The following is an 18,720-nucleotide window of genomic DNA, read 5'->3' as shown; positions in this document are numbered from 1 at the left end:
CAGAATGGGTGTCAGACAGAAGGTAACAGATGTTCAAGCACCCGGGCGCTGGATAGCACTCCCGGCACACCGGCACCCGGGTGAGTACCCGCGCCGACCAGTAACAGGTTATCCAGCGCCTCGCTGCGATTGTGAAAACGAAACCAGGCAGATTGCTGGAAGATCGGGGCGATTGAAAAGCCTGCACCGAAACGTGACAGATAACGGTGGCTGAAATCCTCGGGCGTCATGTGAAAACGGGTGACCAGCGACTCACGCAAACCGGGGAGCGTCGTACGATCCAGCGCATCGATAATGCTATCGGCCAGCTGATCCCCTTCCTCCTGCCAGTCGATCCTGCCCTGAAGATTGGGCACTGGTGCCAGAATGTAGAAAGAGTCACCGCCAGGCGGTGCAAAGGAAGGATCAGTCGCTGTGGGTCGATGAACGTAAAGTGAGAAATCAGCCGCTAGGTGATGACGTTCGAAAATATCCTCCAACAGTTCCTGAAAGCGTGGTCCCATCCAGATGGTGTGGTGCTCGGCGTCCGGGAACTGACGATCGGTGCCCAGATAGAGCACGAATAATCCCATCGAGTAGCGTGCGCGCCCGAGCTTGAAACGCAGTGAAGCGGGTACGGTATCAACCATGTTGGCATAAAGGTGGGCTGCATCAGCATTGCTGATGACCAGATCTGCCGGCAATCGTTCTCCTGTGGTCAGCGACACGCCAGTGGCACGACGCCCCTGAGAGAGCACGCGTTCGACCGTAGTGCCGGTGGCAATGGTAATGCCCTGCTCGCGCATCAGCTTTTCCAGTGCAGCAACCAGCGCGCCGGTACCACCCATCGGAAAATGCACGCCCCAGCGGCGTTCCAGCCACGGAATCAGGGCATAGATACTGGTCGTGCGGAACGGGTTGCCACCGACCAGCAAGGGTGGGATGGAGAAGGCCTGGCGCAGTGCAGGGTCCTCGATGTGCGCACTGACCATTCCCCAGACCGAGCGGTAGCTTTTCAGTCGCAACAGTGCCGGGATTTGCGCGGCCATGGTGGAGAAACGATGAAAGGGGCGATCGGCCAGTTGTTCGAAACCGATCTCGAAGATCTCACGCGACGTGTCCAGCAGCCGTTGATAACCTTCGACATCACGCGGATTGAAAGCGCGAATGTTGTCCAGGGTCGCTGCCATGTCAGCCCCGTAGCTGAAGCGCCGGCCATCCTGAAAATAGAATTGATACCAGGTGTCAAGGGCCACCAGAGAGACATAATCCGAGAGTCGGCAACCGAATAACTCAAAGAGCTCTTCGAACAGGAAAGGAGCAGTGATGACGGTGGGGCCGGCATCGAAGCGAAAGCCACGGTCCTCGAACACCTGGGCACGGCCACCCAATTGATCGCAGCGTTCGATAAGTGTCACTTCGTGGCCGCGTCGGCGTGCTCTCAGCGCCGCTGCCATGCCACCGAAGCCGCCACCAATCACGATGGTACGCATTACCCCGGGACTCCGGTCAGTTGACGGATTCGTTCTCTCAGATGTTCGCATTCGCTGATCAGAAGATCGCCGCAGGCATTGGGTAGCCGCATGGCAAGCCGCTGGCTGCGTGCCAGCAATAGATCAGCATAGCGCCAGGCGCGCACCAGGGGATCATCGGCAATACGTTCCATTGCTCGCAGCATATTGCCCGCGCCATGCTCGGGATCAAGCGCCATATCGCTGTTGTAATCCTCGATATCGTCAGCCAGCTGAAAGACCGTGGCGAAGGCACCGGTCGCGCTTCTGGCCAGTGGGCACGCTTTTGGGTGACCGGACAATACCAGCGGGGCCTCTAGCGCCAGGCCAAAAAGGGGGCCCGACTTGCCACGTGCCGCTTCGGCATATTGTCGGAATTGTTCGCTGGCATGGAGGGCTGGTGAGAGGCTGCGTGTTTGACCGTGAATGGTGGCACGCACCTGCTCATGCACCAGCCGGATCAGGGAGGGTAGCTGTGCATTGAAGTGCTCCAGTTCGGCAATCAACCCGAAGGCAGCCGAAATGAACAGATCTCCCAGACAGATCGCCACGCCCTCGTTCCACTGATGCCAGATACTGGCCTGGCCCCGCCGTCGGGTATCCCGGTCCAGAACGTCATCGTGAATCAGTGAGGCATTGTGCAAAAGCTCACTAATGGATGCGACGATAATGGCACTGTCGTTCTCGAGACCCAACGCAGTGGCGGCCTGATAGCCGAGGCGGGCCCGCAGATAGCCCCCGGGATTACGGAAATGATGCTCGATGGCCTGCTGCAGGGCCTCGCTACCGGCTTCGACCATGACGGCACACTGCATGGTATGGCGAATGGCTTCGGGCAGGTTATTGACCGAGAGGGTGGGCGAGTGTTCGACAGTCGGATCGGCCAGCATGGATGGACCGGTCATGAAGCTCTCCAGAATGAACCACTGCGCTTCGTTGGCCCGGGCAAGAACCCGGCTCGGGCAACGGGGTGCGGTTGGCAATGCCGCCGGCGCAGGCCTGCCAGCGAGTGGCAGTCTCGATGGATAGCATTATTCCACTGTGCCGCGATGTGACATTGCTTTATTGTCAGAGAGTGTAACGGTTATGCCACGGGATGCGAGTCTGGCGTCGCTCAATCCGACTTCAGCTCACTATCGGGAGCCCCCTCTTCCTCTGCTTCCGAGCGGTAGATATTGGGTTGGGCGGGGGTGCAGCAACTGATCAGACGACACGGACTGTTCCCTGTATTGCGAAAGCGATGGGGAATGTTGGTATCGAAATACCAGGTATCCATGGGGCCCAGGTGTCGGGTTCGACCGCCTACAGTGACTTCGATCTCGCCTTCGAGTACCAGTCCCGTTTCTTCACCGCGGTGGGCAGCGACCTCACGACCGGTATCGGCACCGGGCGGGTAGGTTTCAATCAGAAAGGAGAGGGCACGGGCTGGACGATCGGCCCCTACCAGACGGTAAAGAATATCGCCGCTGTAACGCTTTGGCAGTTCGTCGTACTGATAGAACACCTGATCGGCCCGCTCGATGTCCATGGTAAAAAAATCGCCGATACTGATGGGAATAACATCCAGAATCTTCTTCAGTGAACTGACCGAAGGACTGACCCGTCCCTGTTCGATCTGGGAAAGGCTCGAATGGGTTACCCCACTGAGTCTGGCCAGTTCCCGCTGGGAAATATTGCGCAGCTCGCGCAAGGCACGCAGGCGTGCGCCAACGTCATCGGACATGTCAGGCTTTCCATTTGAAGAGCCCGGAGGACGCCCCGTCACTCGGAGAGCAAGGGGCACGACAAAATGGTGTGAATCGCACCGCCGGAGGTCACATCCGGCGGCTACGGTACAGGCTTACAGCAGGGCGTCGAGCTTCTCCTTGAGCAGAGCGTTGACCTGCTGTGGGTTGGCCGTTCCCTTCGAAAGCTTCATGACCTGGCCGACGAAGTAGCCGATCATCTTGCCCCGTTTGTCTTCAGGGGCTTCACGATACTGGGTCACCTGAATCGGGCTATTGGCGATGACTTCATCGACCATGGACTCGATGGCGCCGCTATCGGTCACCTGCCTGAGCCCGCGGGCCTCGATCAGTTCATCGGCACTTTCGCCCCTGCGTTCCCACAGATCGGCAAAAATCTGCTTGGCGCCCTTGCCATTGATGGTGTTGTCTTCCAGACGCAACAACAGCTCACCGAGCTGGGTGGCGCTGACCGGTGATTCCCTGACACTCAGGTTGTCGTGGTTAAGGCGTCCCATCAGATCACCCTGCACCCAGTTGGCAGCGAGCTTGGCATTGCCGCAGACGGCATGAACCTGTTCGAAGTACTCTGCCAGGGGGCGAGTAGCAACCAGTACACCCGCGTCATAAGCGGAGAGTCCCAGTTCGGTAATGAAGCGATGACGCTTTTCAGTGGGTAATTCCGGCAGCAGAGTGCGCTGATGATCGACATAAGCACTGTCCAGCATCAGTGGCAGAAGATCGGGGCAGGGGAAGTAACGATAATCGTTGGCTTCTTCCTTGAGCCGCATACTGCGAGTCTCGCCCTGATCCGGGTCGAACAGACGTGTTTCCTGAATGATCTGGCCACCATCTTCAAGGATATCGGTCTGGCGTTCGATTTCGAAGGCGATGGCCTGTTCGACAAAGCGGAAAGAGTTGACGTTCTTGATCTCGGCACGTGTACCGAGCGTCTTGCTACCGGCAGGACGCAGGGAGACGTTGACATCGCAGCGCATCGACCCTTCAGCCATATTGCCATCCGATATACCCAGATAGGTGACAATGGCGTGCAGAGCCTTGAGATAGGCTGAAGCTTCAGCGGCGCTGCTCATGTCGGGTTCGGAGACGATCTCCAATAGTGGCGTACCGGCACGGTTGAGATCGATCCCGGTCATGCCGTGATAGTCCTCATGCAGCGATTTGCCGGCATCTTCTTCGAGGTGGGCGTGATGGATACGCACCAGTTTCGAATGGCCCTCGCCATGAGTGATCTCGACTTCCCCTCGACCAATGATGGGATGCGCCATCTGGCTGGTCTGGTACCCCTTTGGAAGATCGGGATAGAAATAGTTCTTGCGCTCGAACACCGAGTATTCGGGAATCTCGGCATTGATCGCGAGTCCGAAGCGCACGGCCATGGCTACTGCATTCTCGTTGAGAACCGGCAGCACGCCGGGCATGCCCAGGTCGACGGCACACGCCTGGGAGTTCGGGTCGGCGCCAAAGGCGGTCGAGGCGCCGGAAAATATCTTCGACTGGGTCGCGAGCTGAACGTGAACCTCCAGCCCGATCACGGCTTCCCACTGCATATCATGACTCCTGATGACGACGATCCGGCTGATATCTACCGGTGTTCATCGATACTTATCTCGGATCGGGGCTGTCGACGTCGGGACGACGCTGATGCCAGTCGGTGGCCTGCTGGAAGGCATGAGCCACATTGAGCAGATGTGCTTCGGCAAAGTGCGGCGCGAGAATCTGTAGTCCGACCGGACGATGTCCGACGAATCCGGCTGGCACGCTGATACCGGGGATGCCGGCCAGATTGATGGCGATGGTGTAGATGTCCTGCAGGTACATCTGTACCGGGTCAGCCGTTTCTCCCAGCGGGAATGCCGGTGTCGGAGCGGCGGGTCCCATGAGCACATCCACCTGCTGGAAGGCATCGAGAAAATCCTGGCGGATCAGCCGACGTACCTGCTGAGCCTTGCGATAATAGGCATCGAAGAAGCCTTCCGAGAGCGTATGCGTGCCGATCAGTATGCGACGCTTGACCTCTTCGCCGAAGCCTTCGGCGCGCGAGCGCTTGTAGAGATCCTCAAGCGTTTCGGGGTTCTCGCAGCGATGACCGAAGCGAACGCCATCATAGCGCGACAGATTGGACGAGGCTTCGGCTGGCGCGATGACGTAGTAGGTCGGAATCGCCAGTTCGGTGTGCGGCAGACTGACGTCGATCACACTGGCGCCGAGCGATTCGTAGACCCGAATGGCGTCGCGGATGGCGCTGGCGACCCCTTCATCCAGTCCTTCGCCGAAGTACTCTCGTGGCAGTCCGATGCGCAGACCATCGAGGGGCTTGTCGAGCTCGCTGGTGTAATCGGGAACACTGCGTGAAACGCTGGTAGAGTCCCGAGCATCGTGACCTGCCATCACGTTGAGCAGCCAGGCACAATCCTCGGCAGTACGGGCCAGCGGGCCGCCCTGGTCGAGACTGGAAGCGTAGGCCACCATGCCGTAGCGCGAGACCCGGCCATAGGTTGGTTTAAGCCCGGTAATGCCGCAGAAGGCAGCAGGTTGACGAATCGAACCACCCGTATCGGTGCCCAGCGCGGCGGGCACCAGTCCGGCAGCAACGGCTGCGGCCGAGCCCCCCGACGAGCCCCCCGGCACCAGTGAATGATCCCATGGATTCTTCACTGGCCCGTAGTGGCTGTTTTCATTGGACGAGCCCATGGCAAATTCGTCCATGTTGGTCTTGCCAAGGCTGACTGTCCCCGCCTGGCGCAATTTGTCGATCACCGTGGCGTTATAAGGCGCGATGAAATTGTCGAGCATGCGTGAACCGCAGCTGGTACGTACGCCTTCGGTGCAGAAGATATCCTTGTAGGCCAATGGAACGCCCGCAAGGATACCGGCCTGACCTCGTGCCCGGGCTTCATCGGCGGCTTCAGCGTCCTGAAGGGCCTGATCACCGGTAACGGTGATGAAACTGTTCAGCGCCGGGTCCAGTCGTTCGATCCGATCAAGCAGGGCCGTAGTGATGTCGCGGCTGCTCCACTGGCCTGCGGCCAGACCGCGTGCCAACTCGGCAAGTGTCTTGTCATGCATGGAGAGTGAATGCTCCCTGTAAATTGCTTTCAGGCCTGCGAGAGGCTTATTCCACGACCCGGGGGACCAGGTAGAGCCCGTCGGTGACCGCCGGAGCACATGCCTGCAGGGCATCGCGACGGTTTGGCTCAATTACCTCATCGGCCCGCAGCGGCTGGGTGGTGTCGAGCGGGTGAGCCAGCGGGGCAACGCCTTCGGTATCAACTTCCTGAAGGCGATCCACCATTTCAAGAATGCGCGACAGGTCAGTGACATAGCGTTCGGCCTCGCGCTCATCCAGCCCCAGCATGGCCAGATGCGCCGCGCGGCGGACATCTTCATGTTCAATTGCCATGAGCGTGTTCCTCTGATTCGGCAAGCAGTGCGACGGGGGTAACACCCGCGCTACAGGCCGCGAATGAACGGATTTGGATTGGCAGGGCGCTGCCGGAAAGAGCAAACGGTACCATATGGCGAAGGCGCATGGCAGCGGGCTTGCTTGCCGCGCCAGGGGCACGATGATACCGTTTGCATCCGCACAGGGTTCCGGTCTGCTCCAGGTAACGACTTTCATGTTCAAACGTTTAAGAGGCCTGTTTTCGAGTGATCTATCGATCGACCTCGGAACGGCCAACACGCTGATTTATGTGCGCGGTCGCGGTATCGTGCTTGATGAGCCCTCGGTAGTGGCCATCCGTCAGTCCGGCAGCATGCGAAGCGTGGCTGCAGTAGGACATGACGCCAAACGCATGCTCGGTCGCACGCCGGGCAACATTACTGCAATCCGCCCGATGAAGGACGGTGTCATCGCCGATTTCACCGTCACCGAGCAGATGCTGCAGTACTTCATTCGCAAGGTTCATCAGAGTACCTTCCTGACCCCGAGTCCCCGGGTGCTGGTCTGTGTGCCGTGTATGTCCACTCAGGTGGAGCGGCGTGCGATCAAGGAATCAGCCGAGGGTGCCGGTGCTCGCGAAGTATTCCTGATCGAAGAGCCGATGGCGGCAGCCATCGGTGCGGGCCTGCCGGTCGAGGAAGCGCAGGGCTCGATGGTGGTGGATATCGGTGGTGGTACCACCGAGATTGCCATCATTTCCCTCTCCGGTGTCGTGTATTCGGAATCGATCCGTGTCGGTGGCGATCGTTTCGATGAGGCCATTACCGCCTATGTTCGCCGGCACTACGGCAGTCTGATCGGTGAAGCGACCGCCGAACGTATCAAGCACGAGATTGGCTGTGCCTGGCCGGGTGGCGAGTTGCGCGAGATCGATGTTCGCGGGCGCAATCTGGCCGAAGGTGTGCCGCGTGGTTTCACCATGAACTCCAACGAGATTCTTGATGCGCTCCAGGAGCCCCTGGCGTCGATCGTGGCCATGGTCAAGAGTGCGCTGGAACAGTCGCCTCCCGAACTGGCGTCGGATATTGCCGACCGGGGGCTGGTGGTGACCGGTGGTGGCGCGCTGCTGCGTGATATCGACAAGCTGCTGGCCGAGGAAACCGGTCTGCCGGTAGTCGTGGCCGAGGACCCGCTTACCTGCGTGGCCCGTGGCGGCGGCAAGGCGCTGGAAATGATTGATCAGCATACCTTCGAACTATTGTCGACCGACTGAGTTCGGCGGTGACCGACTGGCGTTGCCGGCGGTCGGCCCGCGGGAGTATGGCCTATCAAACCCCTGTTTTCGCACGGCCCTGCGCCGGGCTATCGGATGCTGCTGTGTGCCTTTCTGGCGCTGATGCTTTTGTATGCCGATCATCGCTTCGACTGGATGGATGGTGTGCGGGGTCACGCGGCAACGGTGACCACCCCGATTCAGTGGGTGGTCAGCCTGCCATCGCGTGGGCTTAACTGGGCATCCCGAATCGTTTCGAGCCAGAGTGAGCTGATCGAGGAAAATCGTCAGCTGCATCGCCAGCTGTTGACCCTTTCCCAACGCGTGCAGCGAATGGCCAGTCTATCGGCTGAGAATGTTCGTTTGCGCCAGCTGCTGCATGCCACACCACGCCAGAACATCCCCTGGATGACGGCCGAGCTGATGACGCTCGACAATGACCCCTTTCTTCATCAGATGGTGGTCGATCGCGGCAGGGTGGATGGTGCTTATATCGGTCAGCCGGTAGTGGATGCCTCCGGTCTGGTGGGGCAGGTTACCTCGGTGTCGCGTTATACCAGCCGGGTATTGCTGATTACCGATGCCAGTCATGCCGTGCCGGTACAGATCAATCGCAATGGTCTGCGCTTCATTGCACAGGGGGCTGGCCAGTCCAATACCCTGAATGTGATGAATGTGCCCAATAACACCGACATTCGTGAAGGTGATCTGCTGGTGACCTCAGGCATGGCCGATCGTTTTCCGGAGGGCTATCCGGTAGCCCGGGTCAGCGAGGTCAGGCGTAACCCCGGTGGCCCCTTTGCGCATGTCGAAGCCGCGCCCATTGCCCGGCTTGATCGTTCACGCCAGTTTCTGATGCTGTTTGCTCGGTCGGTGCCCAAACGTCAGCATGAACAGCTTGACCCGGCTGCCGTGAGTATTGCCCTGCAAATCATCCAGCCCAGTACTGATCACTCGGGAGGCAGTGATGGCCGTTCGCCCTGAGTCGCTGCCTGTCATCTGGGCCTCGCTGGTACTGGCATTACTGTTGCAGGTGATGCCGCTGCCCGAAGAGTGGCTGTTGTGGCGCCCCGACTGGCTGGGCATGATGCTGGCCTTCTGGTGTATTGTGGCGCCCCAGCGGGTAGGTGTCTTTTACGGCTTCATCTTCGGCTTGCTACTGGATCTGCTTGAAGGGTCGCCACTGGGACAGAATGCCTTGCTGATGTCATTGCTCACCTGGTTGTGTCTGCTGCTTTACAGTCGGTTAAGGGTCTATTCGTTGTGGCAGCAGGCGGCGCTGATTACCATTGTGCTGGGCCTGATTCAGTTGATCGATCAATGGCTGCGAGTGGTTTTCGACGTGGCGAGTCTGCATCTGGAATTTGTTTATGCCGCTGTCATCGGGGGCGTACTGTGGCCCTGGTTCTTCACGTTGATGCAGCATGTCCGACGGCGTTTCCGCTAATGGATATCCTGTATCCGATTCGGGAGCAAACGCCATGTCAGAACAGCTGATTCTGGCCTCCGCCTCGCCACGGCGTCGCATGCTGCTGGAAACGATCGGTGTCTCCTGCCAGGTCATGCCCATGGATATTGATGAAACGCCCGAACTGGATGAGGCGCCGATGGCGTATGTCCGTCGCATGGCCTGCGAGAAGGCCCGAGCCGGGTTGCGGAAAGCACCGAATGGTGTGGTACTGGGCGCTGATACGGCACTTTCACTCGAGGGCGTCATTCTCGGCAAGCCGGGCGGTGATGATAGAGCCCGTCAGATGCTCGAGGCACTATCAGGACGGACACATCAGGTATTATCGGCGGTCGCTGTAGCGGGGCCGGCAGGCCTGCTGAGCGAATGCGTCATCAGCGAGGTGACCGTGGCCGAGCTTGATGCAGCATGCATCGATGCCTACCTGGCGACCGGTGAGGGACAGGACAAGGCCGGCGGTTATGCCATTCAGGGATTGGCCGCTGCCTTTATTCAAAGACTCAGCGGTAGCTATTCGGCCGTGGTAGGTCTGCCGCTTTGTGAAACGGCTGAACTGCTGATTCGTCAGGGCATCGCGATCTGGCAACCCCCTCGATCGGCCTGACCCGCGTCGGCGTCGCATGCGCCGGTGAAACGCTCCGACCAAGGATGCCTGCATGAGCGGTGAAATCCTCATCAACATGACACCCATGGAGACCCGGGTTGCGGTAATCGAAAGTGGTGTAGTGCAGGAAGCATGGATCGAGCGTCAGCGGCGTCGGGGAATCGTCAGCAACATCTATCTTGGTATCGTGGCCCGTGTGCTGCCCGGCATGCAGGCAGCCTTCGTTGATATCGGCCTGGAGCGTGCGGCTTTCATTCACGCCCAGGAGATCATGCCACCGGGCACTCAGCACAGTGAGACCGTGCCCATTGGGGAATTGATTCGTGAAGGTCAGGCACTGGTAGTTCAGGTCGTCAAGGACCCGATCGGCACCAAAGGGGCACGTCTGACCACCCAGCTATCGATCCCTTCACGCTATCTGGTCTATATGCCTGGCACCTCTCATAACGGGGTGTCACAGCGTATCGAGGATGTGGCCGAGCGGGATCGACTGCGTAGCCTGGTGGAAGCCTGTCGCGAAGAGTACGCCAGCGACATGGCCGGTGGCTTTATTATTCGTACCGCCGCCGAAGGCGCCGAGCGTGAGTCGGTGGTCAGCGACATGCAGTTTCTCCTGCGTCTGTGGCAGCGCATCGAGCAGCGTCGACGCGATAGTTCAGCTCCGGCACTGCTTTATGAAGACCTCTGTCTGGCCTCGCGTACTCTGCGCGATACGGTGCGAGATGACATTGAGCGCATCCGCATCGATTCCCGGGAGAACTTCGAGCGCCTGTTGCAGTTTGCCCATGATTTCATGCCCCGTGTCGCACCTCGCATCGAGTTGTATACCGGCGAGCGGCCGATCTTTGACCTTTTTTCCGTCGAAGATGAACTCGCAAGGTCGCTATGCCGCCGCACGTCGCTTAAATCGGGTGGCTATCTGGTGATCGATCAGACCGAGGCAATGACCACCATCGACATCAATACCGGTGCGTTTGTGGGACATCGCAATTTCGAGGAGACCATCTTCAAGACCAACCTCGAGGCGGCGACAGCGATTGCCCGGCAACTGCGACTGCGTAACCTGGGTGGCATCATCATCATCGATTTCATCGATATGCTCGATCCCGAGCATCAGCGGCAGGTATTGCGCGTACTGGAAAAGGCGCTTGAACGTGATCACGCACGCAACAAGCTCAGTGGTGTCACCGAGCTTGGCCTGGTTCAACTGACCCGCAAGCGCACGCGTGAGAGTCTGGAGCATGTGCTCTGTGAGCCCTGTCCGGTATGCGAAGGAAGAGGATCACTGAGGACCCCGGAAACGGTATGCTATGAAATCTTCCGCGAAATCATGCGCGAAGAGCGGGCATACGCGCCTGAATCCTATCTGGTCACGGCCTCTCGTCGAGTGGTGGATCGATTGCTGGATGAGGAGTCGACGGCAGTGGCCGATCTGGAGGCCTTCATTGGCAAGCCCATCCGCTTCCGGGTGGATCATCATTATTCCCAGGAGCAGTACGATATCGTACTGATGTAACCATGGTGTTGCTGCGAACGATTGCGCGATGGAGCCTGTTGCTGCTCGCCGCCATCCTGACGTTGCTCGCAGCAACGGTGGTGGCGCTACGTATGGGTGTGCTCAATCAGCCTGCGCTTCAGCGCCATCTGCTGGAGGCACTTGGTCTGCCCGATCGGTTGATGGTGCATTACCAGGACCTTGAGATCACGCTTGAGGGCCTGGATGTGATCATCAGCCTGGAGGATGCCCGGGTTGCCGATCGTCGGAATAATGGTCGGCCGATGCTGGGCGTGACGCATCTGCAGGCCAGACTGGATACGCTCGCCTCTTTGCAGCGCTGGCAACCGGTCACCACTGATGTCGTGATTCGAGGTGCCGATGTAGATCTCTATCGGCTGCCGAGCGGTGGCTGGGGCTGGTGGCCCGGTCGTCAGGATAGTCATTCAGGTGGTGGCCTGGCCCCGGAGCAGCTCAGTAGCTGGGTCGATCAGTTGCTGGGTCAGCGGGGCGTGCTCCGTGAGGGCCGTCTCACCTTCCATGATGGCGATCGTCGTCAGACGCTGATGGTGCCGCAACTGACGATTACTCATCCCGGCCAGGGAGCTCACCTTCAGGGTAGCGCCAATCTGGCAGGTCAGGATCAGGCAGCTCTGAGTGTCGTAGGTGAATTCGCCAATCGCCAGGCGCTGACGGGGCAGTTGCAGCTGACAGTCGATGCCGCGCAGGCCGGGAGGCTGGGGCAGTGGCTGTTGGCAGGTTTTGAAGAGACGCCATGGCACCTCGATGAAGTATCCGGAAAGTTGCGCCTCTGGGCGAATTGGCAGCAGGGGGCTCTTGATGAGAGCCGTTTCGATCTCGATCTACAATCACTTGCGTTGGGGCGTGGTGATCATGATCTGACCCTGACAACGCTGGCCGGTCGGGGCCTGCTGGTACGCGATGAGAGCGACCGCTGGCACGGCTGGATCAACCAGCTCAAGGCCAGACCGACCAACAGTAATGCTTCCCTGTTGCCGAACCGGCTCTCTCTGGAGGCGGGTTCAAAGTGGGATACGTGGCATTTCAGGATCGCCGGCTTTGATCTGGCACCACTGGATAGATTTCTGCCACTGTTGCCGCTTGAAGGTGATACCCATCAGGCGGTGGCGCATCTCAAACCTTCCGGTAGTCTCAATGGCATTGCACTGGATTATGACGGTCAGTGGCACGTCCGCGCAGGGCTGGTCAATGTCACGACTCATGGGTATGACAATGTTCCCGGTATCGGACCGATTTCCGGTTGGCTTGAAGGCACACCGCGTCAGGGTGTGTTCACACTGTCAGGGCAAAGGGCTACTTTCGACCTGCCCGGTGTCTTTCCTGTGCGCTGGCAGTTATCAAAGCTCGAGACCCGCCTGACCTGGCAGAGGAATGATACGGGCTATACGTTGCGTGGCGAAGATCTGCAGGTGACACGCGATCAGGCCACGGCTCGGGGCAGTTTTGCCTTTTTATTGCCCTCCGAAGGCCCCAGGCGTTTCAATCTCGATCTTGAGCTGCGTAATGTCCACGGTGACCAGCCACGCAACTGGTTACCGCTCAATGCGCTCGATCCCGAGGCACGGCAGTGGCTATCGCAACATCTGCATCGGGCGGACGTCCCGCGCGCGACCATTGACCTGGGATTGATACTGAACAAGCGACAGGCTTCCGGTCAGGATCGGATCCGGGTATCGCTGGACGCGCGCAACGCCAGTGTCGATTACCTTGATGGCTGGCCGGCACTGACAGGCATCAATGGCCATCTGGAAATTAATGGCGAAACCATTGATGCCAAACTGGATCATGCGATTCTGAACGGACTGGTTTCCCGAGGCGCCCGGGTACACCTGAACGATAATCGGCTGACGGCTTCGGCTGCAGTAGGTGGGGATGCCGGAGCAATGCTGGATGTGCTCAAGTCAGCGCCGCTGGAGGCTTCCCTGGCGGATACCATTGCCAGCTGGCGGGCACACGGGCCATTGATCGGTATGCTCAATGTCACGGTACCACTTGATCGACCGGAAGAAGCCCGCGTGGATGGCAATATCCGCCTCGATCAGGTGGGCATGTATTTTCGTCAGTCGGATCTGACCGTCACCGATATCAGTGGTCGACTGGCTTATCGCTATCGCAACGAGCAGAGCAATGTCACAGGTAAGCTGACTGCCCATGTGTTCGATAGTGTCTCTCACGTGAATGTCGATCTGGGTAACAATCGTATTACGGCACATGGTCATGCCATGGCCGCTGGGGTAGCCGGCTGGCTGGGTATTGAAACCATTATCCCGCTAATCAGTGGTGGTGTGGACTATACCGCCAGTCTGGACCTGGAAGCAGGGGGGCCGATCGTCAATGTGCATACCTCCCTGAAGGGACTCTCCCTGCAATTGCCACCGCCTTTTCAGAAGGCGCCTGATCTTGAAACGCCCTTGTCGCTGAAGGTCAATCTGGGCAAGGGCAGCGGCACCCTGCAGGTGGCTGATCGTGTCAAGGCTCGCTGGCGCAATGATAGCCACCAGGGTCAGGTGTGGCTGCAGCATTGGCCTTCTAACATCGGCGACTGGCCTGCTGCCCAGCACTGGGAGGTCTACTGGCGCGCCGAGCGTATCGATTTACAGGCATGGCAGACTGCCATTTCAAGGCTGGGTGACCAGAGCAGCCGTCAGGGACCGAGTATGCGTACTCGCGCGCCCGCTCAAAAAGTGGCGCCCATCGAGCATATTGTTGTTCGAACCGACTGTCTGTCGATGGGCGTACAATGTATTGGTTCGATGGGCGCGACAGCGACTGCACGGGGCAATGACTGGCACGCCGAAATGGAAGGGTCCTTTCTCAAGGGCAGTGTCGACTGGCGAGATCGGCCGAATCTGCCGATTCATGTTCATCTCTCCCGGCTGGATATTTCTCCCTTCCTGCGCATGGGAGAACGCAGCAAGGATGATAGGGACGATGATGCCAGCGCAGCTGAAAAGGCCACCAACTACGCCCCAGGGCTGAAGAATCTGCCGCCTGGCAGAATCAGTATCGATCGTCTGCTGATGGACAAGACCCTGCTGGGTAAACTATCGGCCCAGTGGCATGCCAGCGAACAACGGCTCGGTTTTTCTTCGATTGCTCTGCAAATGCCGGATGCCACGGTAAGCGGCCAGGTCAACTGGGAGGCTTCGGGTAGCGATCGTAGTCTGACTACAGCTCGTCTGAAGCTGAACGCCGAGGATCTGGGAAAGACCCTGAAGTCATTCTCGCTACCGGATGCCATTCACACCGAGCAGGGGCAGGCCAACGCCAAACTCGCCTGGCCCGGTGCCCCCTGGCAGTTCGCCATTCCGGCGATCACCGGACAGTTCGATGTCAACCTGGGCAACGGACGGATCACTGCCATCAATTCCGATCTGGCTCGGGTAGTCAGCCTGCTCAATCTTGATAACCTTTTTGAACGTCTGCGTCTGAATTTCAGCGATGTAACGCACTCGGGAATTTCATTTCGATCGCTCAAGGGGGACGCGACTCTCTACCAGGGGCGCCTGGAGACGCGAGGGCCGATTCAGGTAGCCGGATCGGCGACCCATTTTACCCTGAATGGTCAGGTGAATCTCATGGCGCGGACTCTGGATGGACAGCTTGGTGTTACCGTGCCGGTCACCCAGAATCTGCCGCTGGCGGCGGTTGCCATTGGCGCCCCGCAGGTAGGCGGCGTACTCTGGCTGTTTCATGAGCTTTTCGAGCCATGGCTCAGTCGTGTTTCACGTATCTATTATCATGTGTGGGGCCCCTGGGCCTCACCGCAGATCAAACTGGAAGACGCGCAATGACGGATACTCTCCAAACTGCCCCTGCGGATCGGCTCCAGCAGGCTGCGTCGATCCTGCTGACGCCGGGCGGACTGGATCTCGATACCCTCGATCAGGGATTGGGGCACGCAATGGGGCCCGGTATCGATTTCGCCGATCTGTTCTTTCAGCGAACCTGGCGTGAGCTCTGGTCGCTGGAAGACGGGGAAGTGCGTGATGCCGGCTATTATATCGATGGCGGTGTGGGCGTACGTTCCCAGAGTGGCGATCAGAGCGGCTTTGCCTATTCCAACCAGATCACTGCCGAGGCATTGGCCGAGACCGGGCGTATTGCGCGCGGTATCGTGCGCAGTGGTGAACGTCAGCGAATTGTACCGGCACATGCCCACGATCATGCTCTGCGTTATGGTCAGGCAGATCCACTTGCCTCGCTGAGTGCCGAAGAAAAGGTGGCCATGCTCAAGCGTGCCGATCAGATTGCTCGAGCTGCGGATCCGGCCATCACTCAGGTAAGTGTTTCACTTGCCGGTACCCATGATGTCGTCATGGTACGCGCCAGCGATGGCACGCTGGCAGCGGATATTCGACCACTGGTGCGTTTCAATGTATCGGTAATTGCAGTACGCAGCGGTCGACGCGAGCGCGGTAGTGCCGGTGGCGGAGGGCGCTTTTCGATGCGTGAGTTGCGCGATCGTAATGTGGCCGAGGAATATGCACGTGAAGCGGTGCGTCAGGCACTGGTCAATCTTGAAGCAGTTGAGGCACCGGCTGGTCAGCTGCCCGTAGTGTTGGGTAACGGATGGCCCGGCGTACTGCTGCATGAGGCAGTAGGGCATGGCCTGGAAGGCGACTTCAACCGTCGGGGCAGTTCAGCCTTTGCCGGACGACTCGGTGAGCAGGTGGCGGCAAGTGGTGTGACAGTGGTGGACGATGCCACGCTGGATGAGCGGCGTGGTTCACTGTCAATCGATGATGAAGGCACGCCGGGTGCCTGTACGCCACTGATCGAGGATGGCCGGTTGACCGGTTACATGCAGGACAAGCTCAATGCGCGGCTGATGGGCATGCAACCGACAGGCAACGCTCGGCGCGAGTCCTACGCTCATATGCCCATGCCTCGCATGACCAACACTTACATGCTGCCCGGAGAGCACTCTCCCGAGGAAATCATTGCCAGCGTGGAGCGTGGACTTTATGCGGTCAGCTTCGGTGGCGGCCAGGTAGATATTACCTCGGGGCGCTTTGTCTTTTCGGCCAGTGAAGCCTACCTGATCGAAAATGGTCGAATCACCGCTCCAGTCCGGGGCGCTACGCTGATCGGCAATGGCCCCGAGGCGATGAGTCAGGTGTCGATGATTGGCAATAACCTGGCACTTGATACCGGTATCGGTGTGTGTGGCAAGGAGGGGCAGGCGGTCCCGGTGGGCGTGGGACAGCCGACCCTGCGTCTGGATGAAATCACGGTAGGTGGCACTGCCGAGCAGTAATCGAATCAGATACCGGCGGCCTCACGCAGCAGTTTCATCAGCTTGCGAGCGCTATTGCCCTGCTGGCCGCGGTCGCGCTCTCGGCGGGCATTGCGCATGATCTGACGCAGTGATGGCAGATCGACCGCAGGGTAGTGCTCGACAAACTCGGTGACGGCCGGGTCGCCTTCCTCGATCAGGCGTTCACGCCACTGTTCGAGTCGTTGCAGGTGTACCTCGCGTCCCAGCTGCTCACGCTCCATGGCGCTCAGGGTATCGCGGATGCCGGTAACATCCTCGCTGCGCATCACCTTGCCAACATATTGCAGATGTCGGCGGCGCGCCTCGCGCGATGGGATGCGATGGTACTCGTCAATGGCGGCAAGCAGTTCGGGAGACAGGGGCAGCCGGGCACGCTGTCGCTCCGACATGGCAATGATCTGTTCGCCCAGAGCTTTCAGCTCGGCCATTTCGCGCTTGAGTTGCGACTTGTTGGGGCGTACGGCGTATTCGGATTCTTCGTCCGGCAAATGATCAGTCATGAGGCGTCGGTTCAGTCGGTTGGGATCATATCCGGGAGTATACCAGTCTCGCCGGATTCGGAATCAGTATGAAGGAGTGAACATGAGTCAGGCATTCGACGCACAGGCACAGCGGGCCGAGCTGGAAGCACGCGTTCGCATGGCGATCGATCATGCCAGCCGGCGCGGGGCCGACGCTTGCGAGATCGGTGCCGGCGTGCAGCAGGGCGTGGAAGTTGCGATTCGGCATGATCGGGTCGAGACGCTCGAAATGGCCCGTGATCAGGGGATCGGTGTGACGGTCTATATCGGCCAGCGCAAGGGGAGTGCCTCGACCAGCGATGCCAGCGAGAGCGCACTGTACGATGCCATCGATCGTGCGTGCGAAATCGCTCGCTATACCGGTGAAGATCCGGCGGCGGGTCTGGCCGATGCTAAACTCATGGCACGTGATCTGCCCGATCTCGAGCTGTATCACCCCTGGGCGCTGTCCACCGATGAAGCCATTGAACTGGCCCGACGCTGCGAGCAGGCCGGTTGTGCCGTCAATGGTATCGACAGCAGCGATGGCGCCACCCTGTCGAGCAGTGAAGGGGTCACGGTATATGGCAATAGTCACGGGTTTATCGGCAGTCAACTGGGGACCCAGCACTCCCTCTCGTGCATCATGATTGCGCGAGACAGTCAGGGGATGCAGCGCGATCACGATTATACAGCCGAGCGGGACCCGAGCAGGCTGCGTGATCCCGAAGCAGTCGGACGCAAGGCCGCTGAAAGAGCGATGGCCCGTCTCGATGCCGGCCGTCCCGAAACCGGTCGAATGCCCGTATTGTTTGTCCCTGAACTGGCCAGTGGTCTGATCGGCAGTTTTCTCAATGCCATTGCCGGTGGTGCCATTTATCGCAATGCTTCCTTCCTGTGTGATGCACTGGGCGAACGTCTTTTTCCGGAATGGCTTTCCATTGGCGAGCGCCCTCGCGAACCACGGGCCATGGCCAGTGCCGCCTTCGATAGTGATGGCGTTTATACCCGGGACAATGACTATATTCGCGATGGTCGACTGGAAAGCTATATGCTCTCGGTTTACAGCGCCCGACGGTTGGGCATGGCGACCACCGGTAATGCTGGCGGCGCGCGCAACGTACGTCTGCAAGCCGAACTGACTCCATGGCAGACATTGCTCAACATGATGGGGAATGGCGTGATCGTGACTGAATTGATGGGGCAGGGCGTTAATGCGGTCACGGGGGATTATTCACGTGGGGCGGCGGGTTTCCGAGTGATTGATGGTCAAATGGCCGGGCCGATCGAGGAGTTCACTATCGCAGGTAATCTGCGGGATATGTTCGCCGGGTTGCGTGCGATCGGTAATGATATCGATACCCGTGGCAGCGTTCATACCGGCAGCTGGCTGATTGATGACATGATGGTGGCCGGATGATCCGGCCACTGTTGATG

The 18,720-nt window shown here is 59.2% G+C and carries 15 protein-coding genes; 8 read left to right on the top strand and 7 right to left on the bottom strand.

From position 1 onward, the window contains the following. Positions 1-11: 11 nt before the first annotated feature. The 6 genes from crtI to gatC all read right to left on the bottom strand — a co-directional run bounded on the left by crtI (position 12) and on the right by gatC (position 6,638). Complete coding sequence (gene crtI / locus FY550_RS10200) at positions 12-1,472, bottom strand: phytoene desaturase family protein (RefSeq protein ID WP_070977810.1); 1,461 nt, start codon at positions 1,470-1,472, stop codon at positions 12-14. Next, entirely contained in the window at positions 1,472-2,395 is a 924-nt protein-coding gene (locus FY550_RS10195) for a polyprenyl synthetase family protein (protein ID WP_070977809.1), read from the bottom strand. The genes crtI and FY550_RS10195 overlap by 1 nt, the downstream gene beginning before the upstream one ends. A gap of 209 nt (positions 2,396-2,604) precedes the next feature. Then, entirely contained in the window at positions 2,605-3,213 is a 609-nt protein-coding gene (locus FY550_RS10190) for a cupin domain-containing protein (RefSeq protein ID WP_084388039.1), read from the bottom strand. A 117-nt stretch (positions 3,214-3,330) separates the two neighbouring features. Next, complete coding sequence (gene gatB, locus FY550_RS10185; protein WP_267902465.1) at positions 3,331-4,800, bottom strand: Asp-tRNA(Asn)/Glu-tRNA(Gln) amidotransferase subunit GatB; 1,470 nt, start codon at positions 4,798-4,800, stop codon at positions 3,331-3,333. A 40-nt stretch (positions 4,801-4,840) separates the two neighbouring features. Continuing rightward, a complete protein-coding gene (gene gatA, locus FY550_RS10180; protein WP_070977807.1) occupies positions 4,841-6,304 on the bottom strand; it encodes an Asp-tRNA(Asn)/Glu-tRNA(Gln) amidotransferase subunit GatA in 1,464 nt (487 codons plus the stop codon). Positions 6,305-6,350: 46 nt separating this feature from the next. Further along, on the bottom strand, positions 6,351-6,638 hold the full coding sequence (gatC, locus tag FY550_RS10175; RefSeq protein ID WP_070977806.1) for an Asp-tRNA(Asn)/Glu-tRNA(Gln) amidotransferase subunit GatC: 288 nt from the start codon (positions 6,636-6,638) through the stop codon (positions 6,351-6,353). Positions 6,639-6,855: 217 nt separating this feature from the next. Between gatC and FY550_RS10170 the strand changes: the two genes are divergently transcribed. Genes FY550_RS10170 through tldD form a run of 7 tightly spaced genes read left to right on the top strand, consistent with a single transcriptional unit; the run spans position 6,856 to position 16,762 of the window. Next, complete coding sequence (locus FY550_RS10170; protein ID WP_070977922.1) at positions 6,856-7,893, top strand: rod shape-determining protein; 1,038 nt, start codon at positions 6,856-6,858, stop codon at positions 7,891-7,893. A gap of 54 nt (positions 7,894-7,947) precedes the next feature. After that, the gene (gene mreC, locus FY550_RS10165; protein WP_267902464.1) at positions 7,948-8,877 is read left to right on the top strand and encodes a rod shape-determining protein MreC; all 930 of its coding nucleotides are present in this window, start codon (positions 7,948-7,950) and stop codon (positions 8,875-8,877) included. After that, the gene (mreD, locus tag FY550_RS10160) at positions 8,861-9,340 is read left to right on the top strand and encodes a rod shape-determining protein MreD (protein WP_070977804.1); all 480 of its coding nucleotides are present in this window, start codon (positions 8,861-8,863) and stop codon (positions 9,338-9,340) included. The genes mreC and mreD overlap by 17 nt, the downstream gene beginning before the upstream one ends. Positions 9,341-9,374: 34 nt before the next feature. Next, positions 9,375-9,965 (top strand): Maf family protein, encoded by a 591-nt coding sequence (locus FY550_RS10155; RefSeq protein WP_070977803.1) that lies wholly within the window; start codon positions 9,375-9,377, stop codon positions 9,963-9,965. A 52-nt stretch (positions 9,966-10,017) separates the two neighbouring features. Then, positions 10,018-11,481 (top strand): ribonuclease G, encoded by a 1,464-nt coding sequence (rng, locus tag FY550_RS10150; protein ID WP_070977802.1) that lies wholly within the window; start codon positions 10,018-10,020, stop codon positions 11,479-11,481. A gap of 2 nt (positions 11,482-11,483) precedes the next feature. After that, positions 11,484-15,296 carry a YhdP family phospholipid transporter gene (locus tag FY550_RS10145; RefSeq protein WP_149054508.1) on the top strand — a complete coding sequence of 1,271 codons (3,813 nt, stop codon included), beginning with the start codon at positions 11,484-11,486 and terminating at the stop codon, positions 15,294-15,296. Next, positions 15,293-16,762, top strand: a complete 1,470-nt coding sequence (tldD, locus tag FY550_RS10140; RefSeq protein ID WP_070977798.1) for a metalloprotease TldD — start codon at positions 15,293-15,295, stop codon at positions 16,760-16,762. Before FY550_RS10145 ends, tldD begins: the two co-directional genes overlap by 4 nt. A gap of 5 nt (positions 16,763-16,767) precedes the next feature. On the opposite strand, the gene yjgA is transcribed toward tldD, so the two are convergent. Then, positions 16,768-17,283, bottom strand: coding sequence for a ribosome biogenesis factor YjgA (gene yjgA, locus FY550_RS10135; protein WP_070977797.1), 516 nt, complete (start codon positions 17,281-17,283; stop codon positions 16,768-16,770). A gap of 82 nt (positions 17,284-17,365) precedes the next feature. Here yjgA and pmbA point away from each other — a divergent pair, with 82 nt between their 5' ends. After that, positions 17,366-18,703, top strand: a complete 1,338-nt coding sequence (pmbA, locus tag FY550_RS10130; RefSeq protein ID WP_070977796.1) for a metalloprotease PmbA — start codon at positions 17,366-17,368, stop codon at positions 18,701-18,703. The last annotated feature ends 17 nt before the right edge of the window (positions 18,704-18,720 follow it).

Origin of the sequence: Kushneria phosphatilytica, assembly GCF_008247605.1 — a bacterium.
Taxonomy (GTDB): Bacteria; Pseudomonadota; Gammaproteobacteria; order Pseudomonadales; family Halomonadaceae; genus Kushneria; species Kushneria phosphatilytica.
The sequence above is the reverse complement of the archived record's forward strand: the minus strand, read 5'-3'. Positions and strand labels throughout refer to the sequence as shown.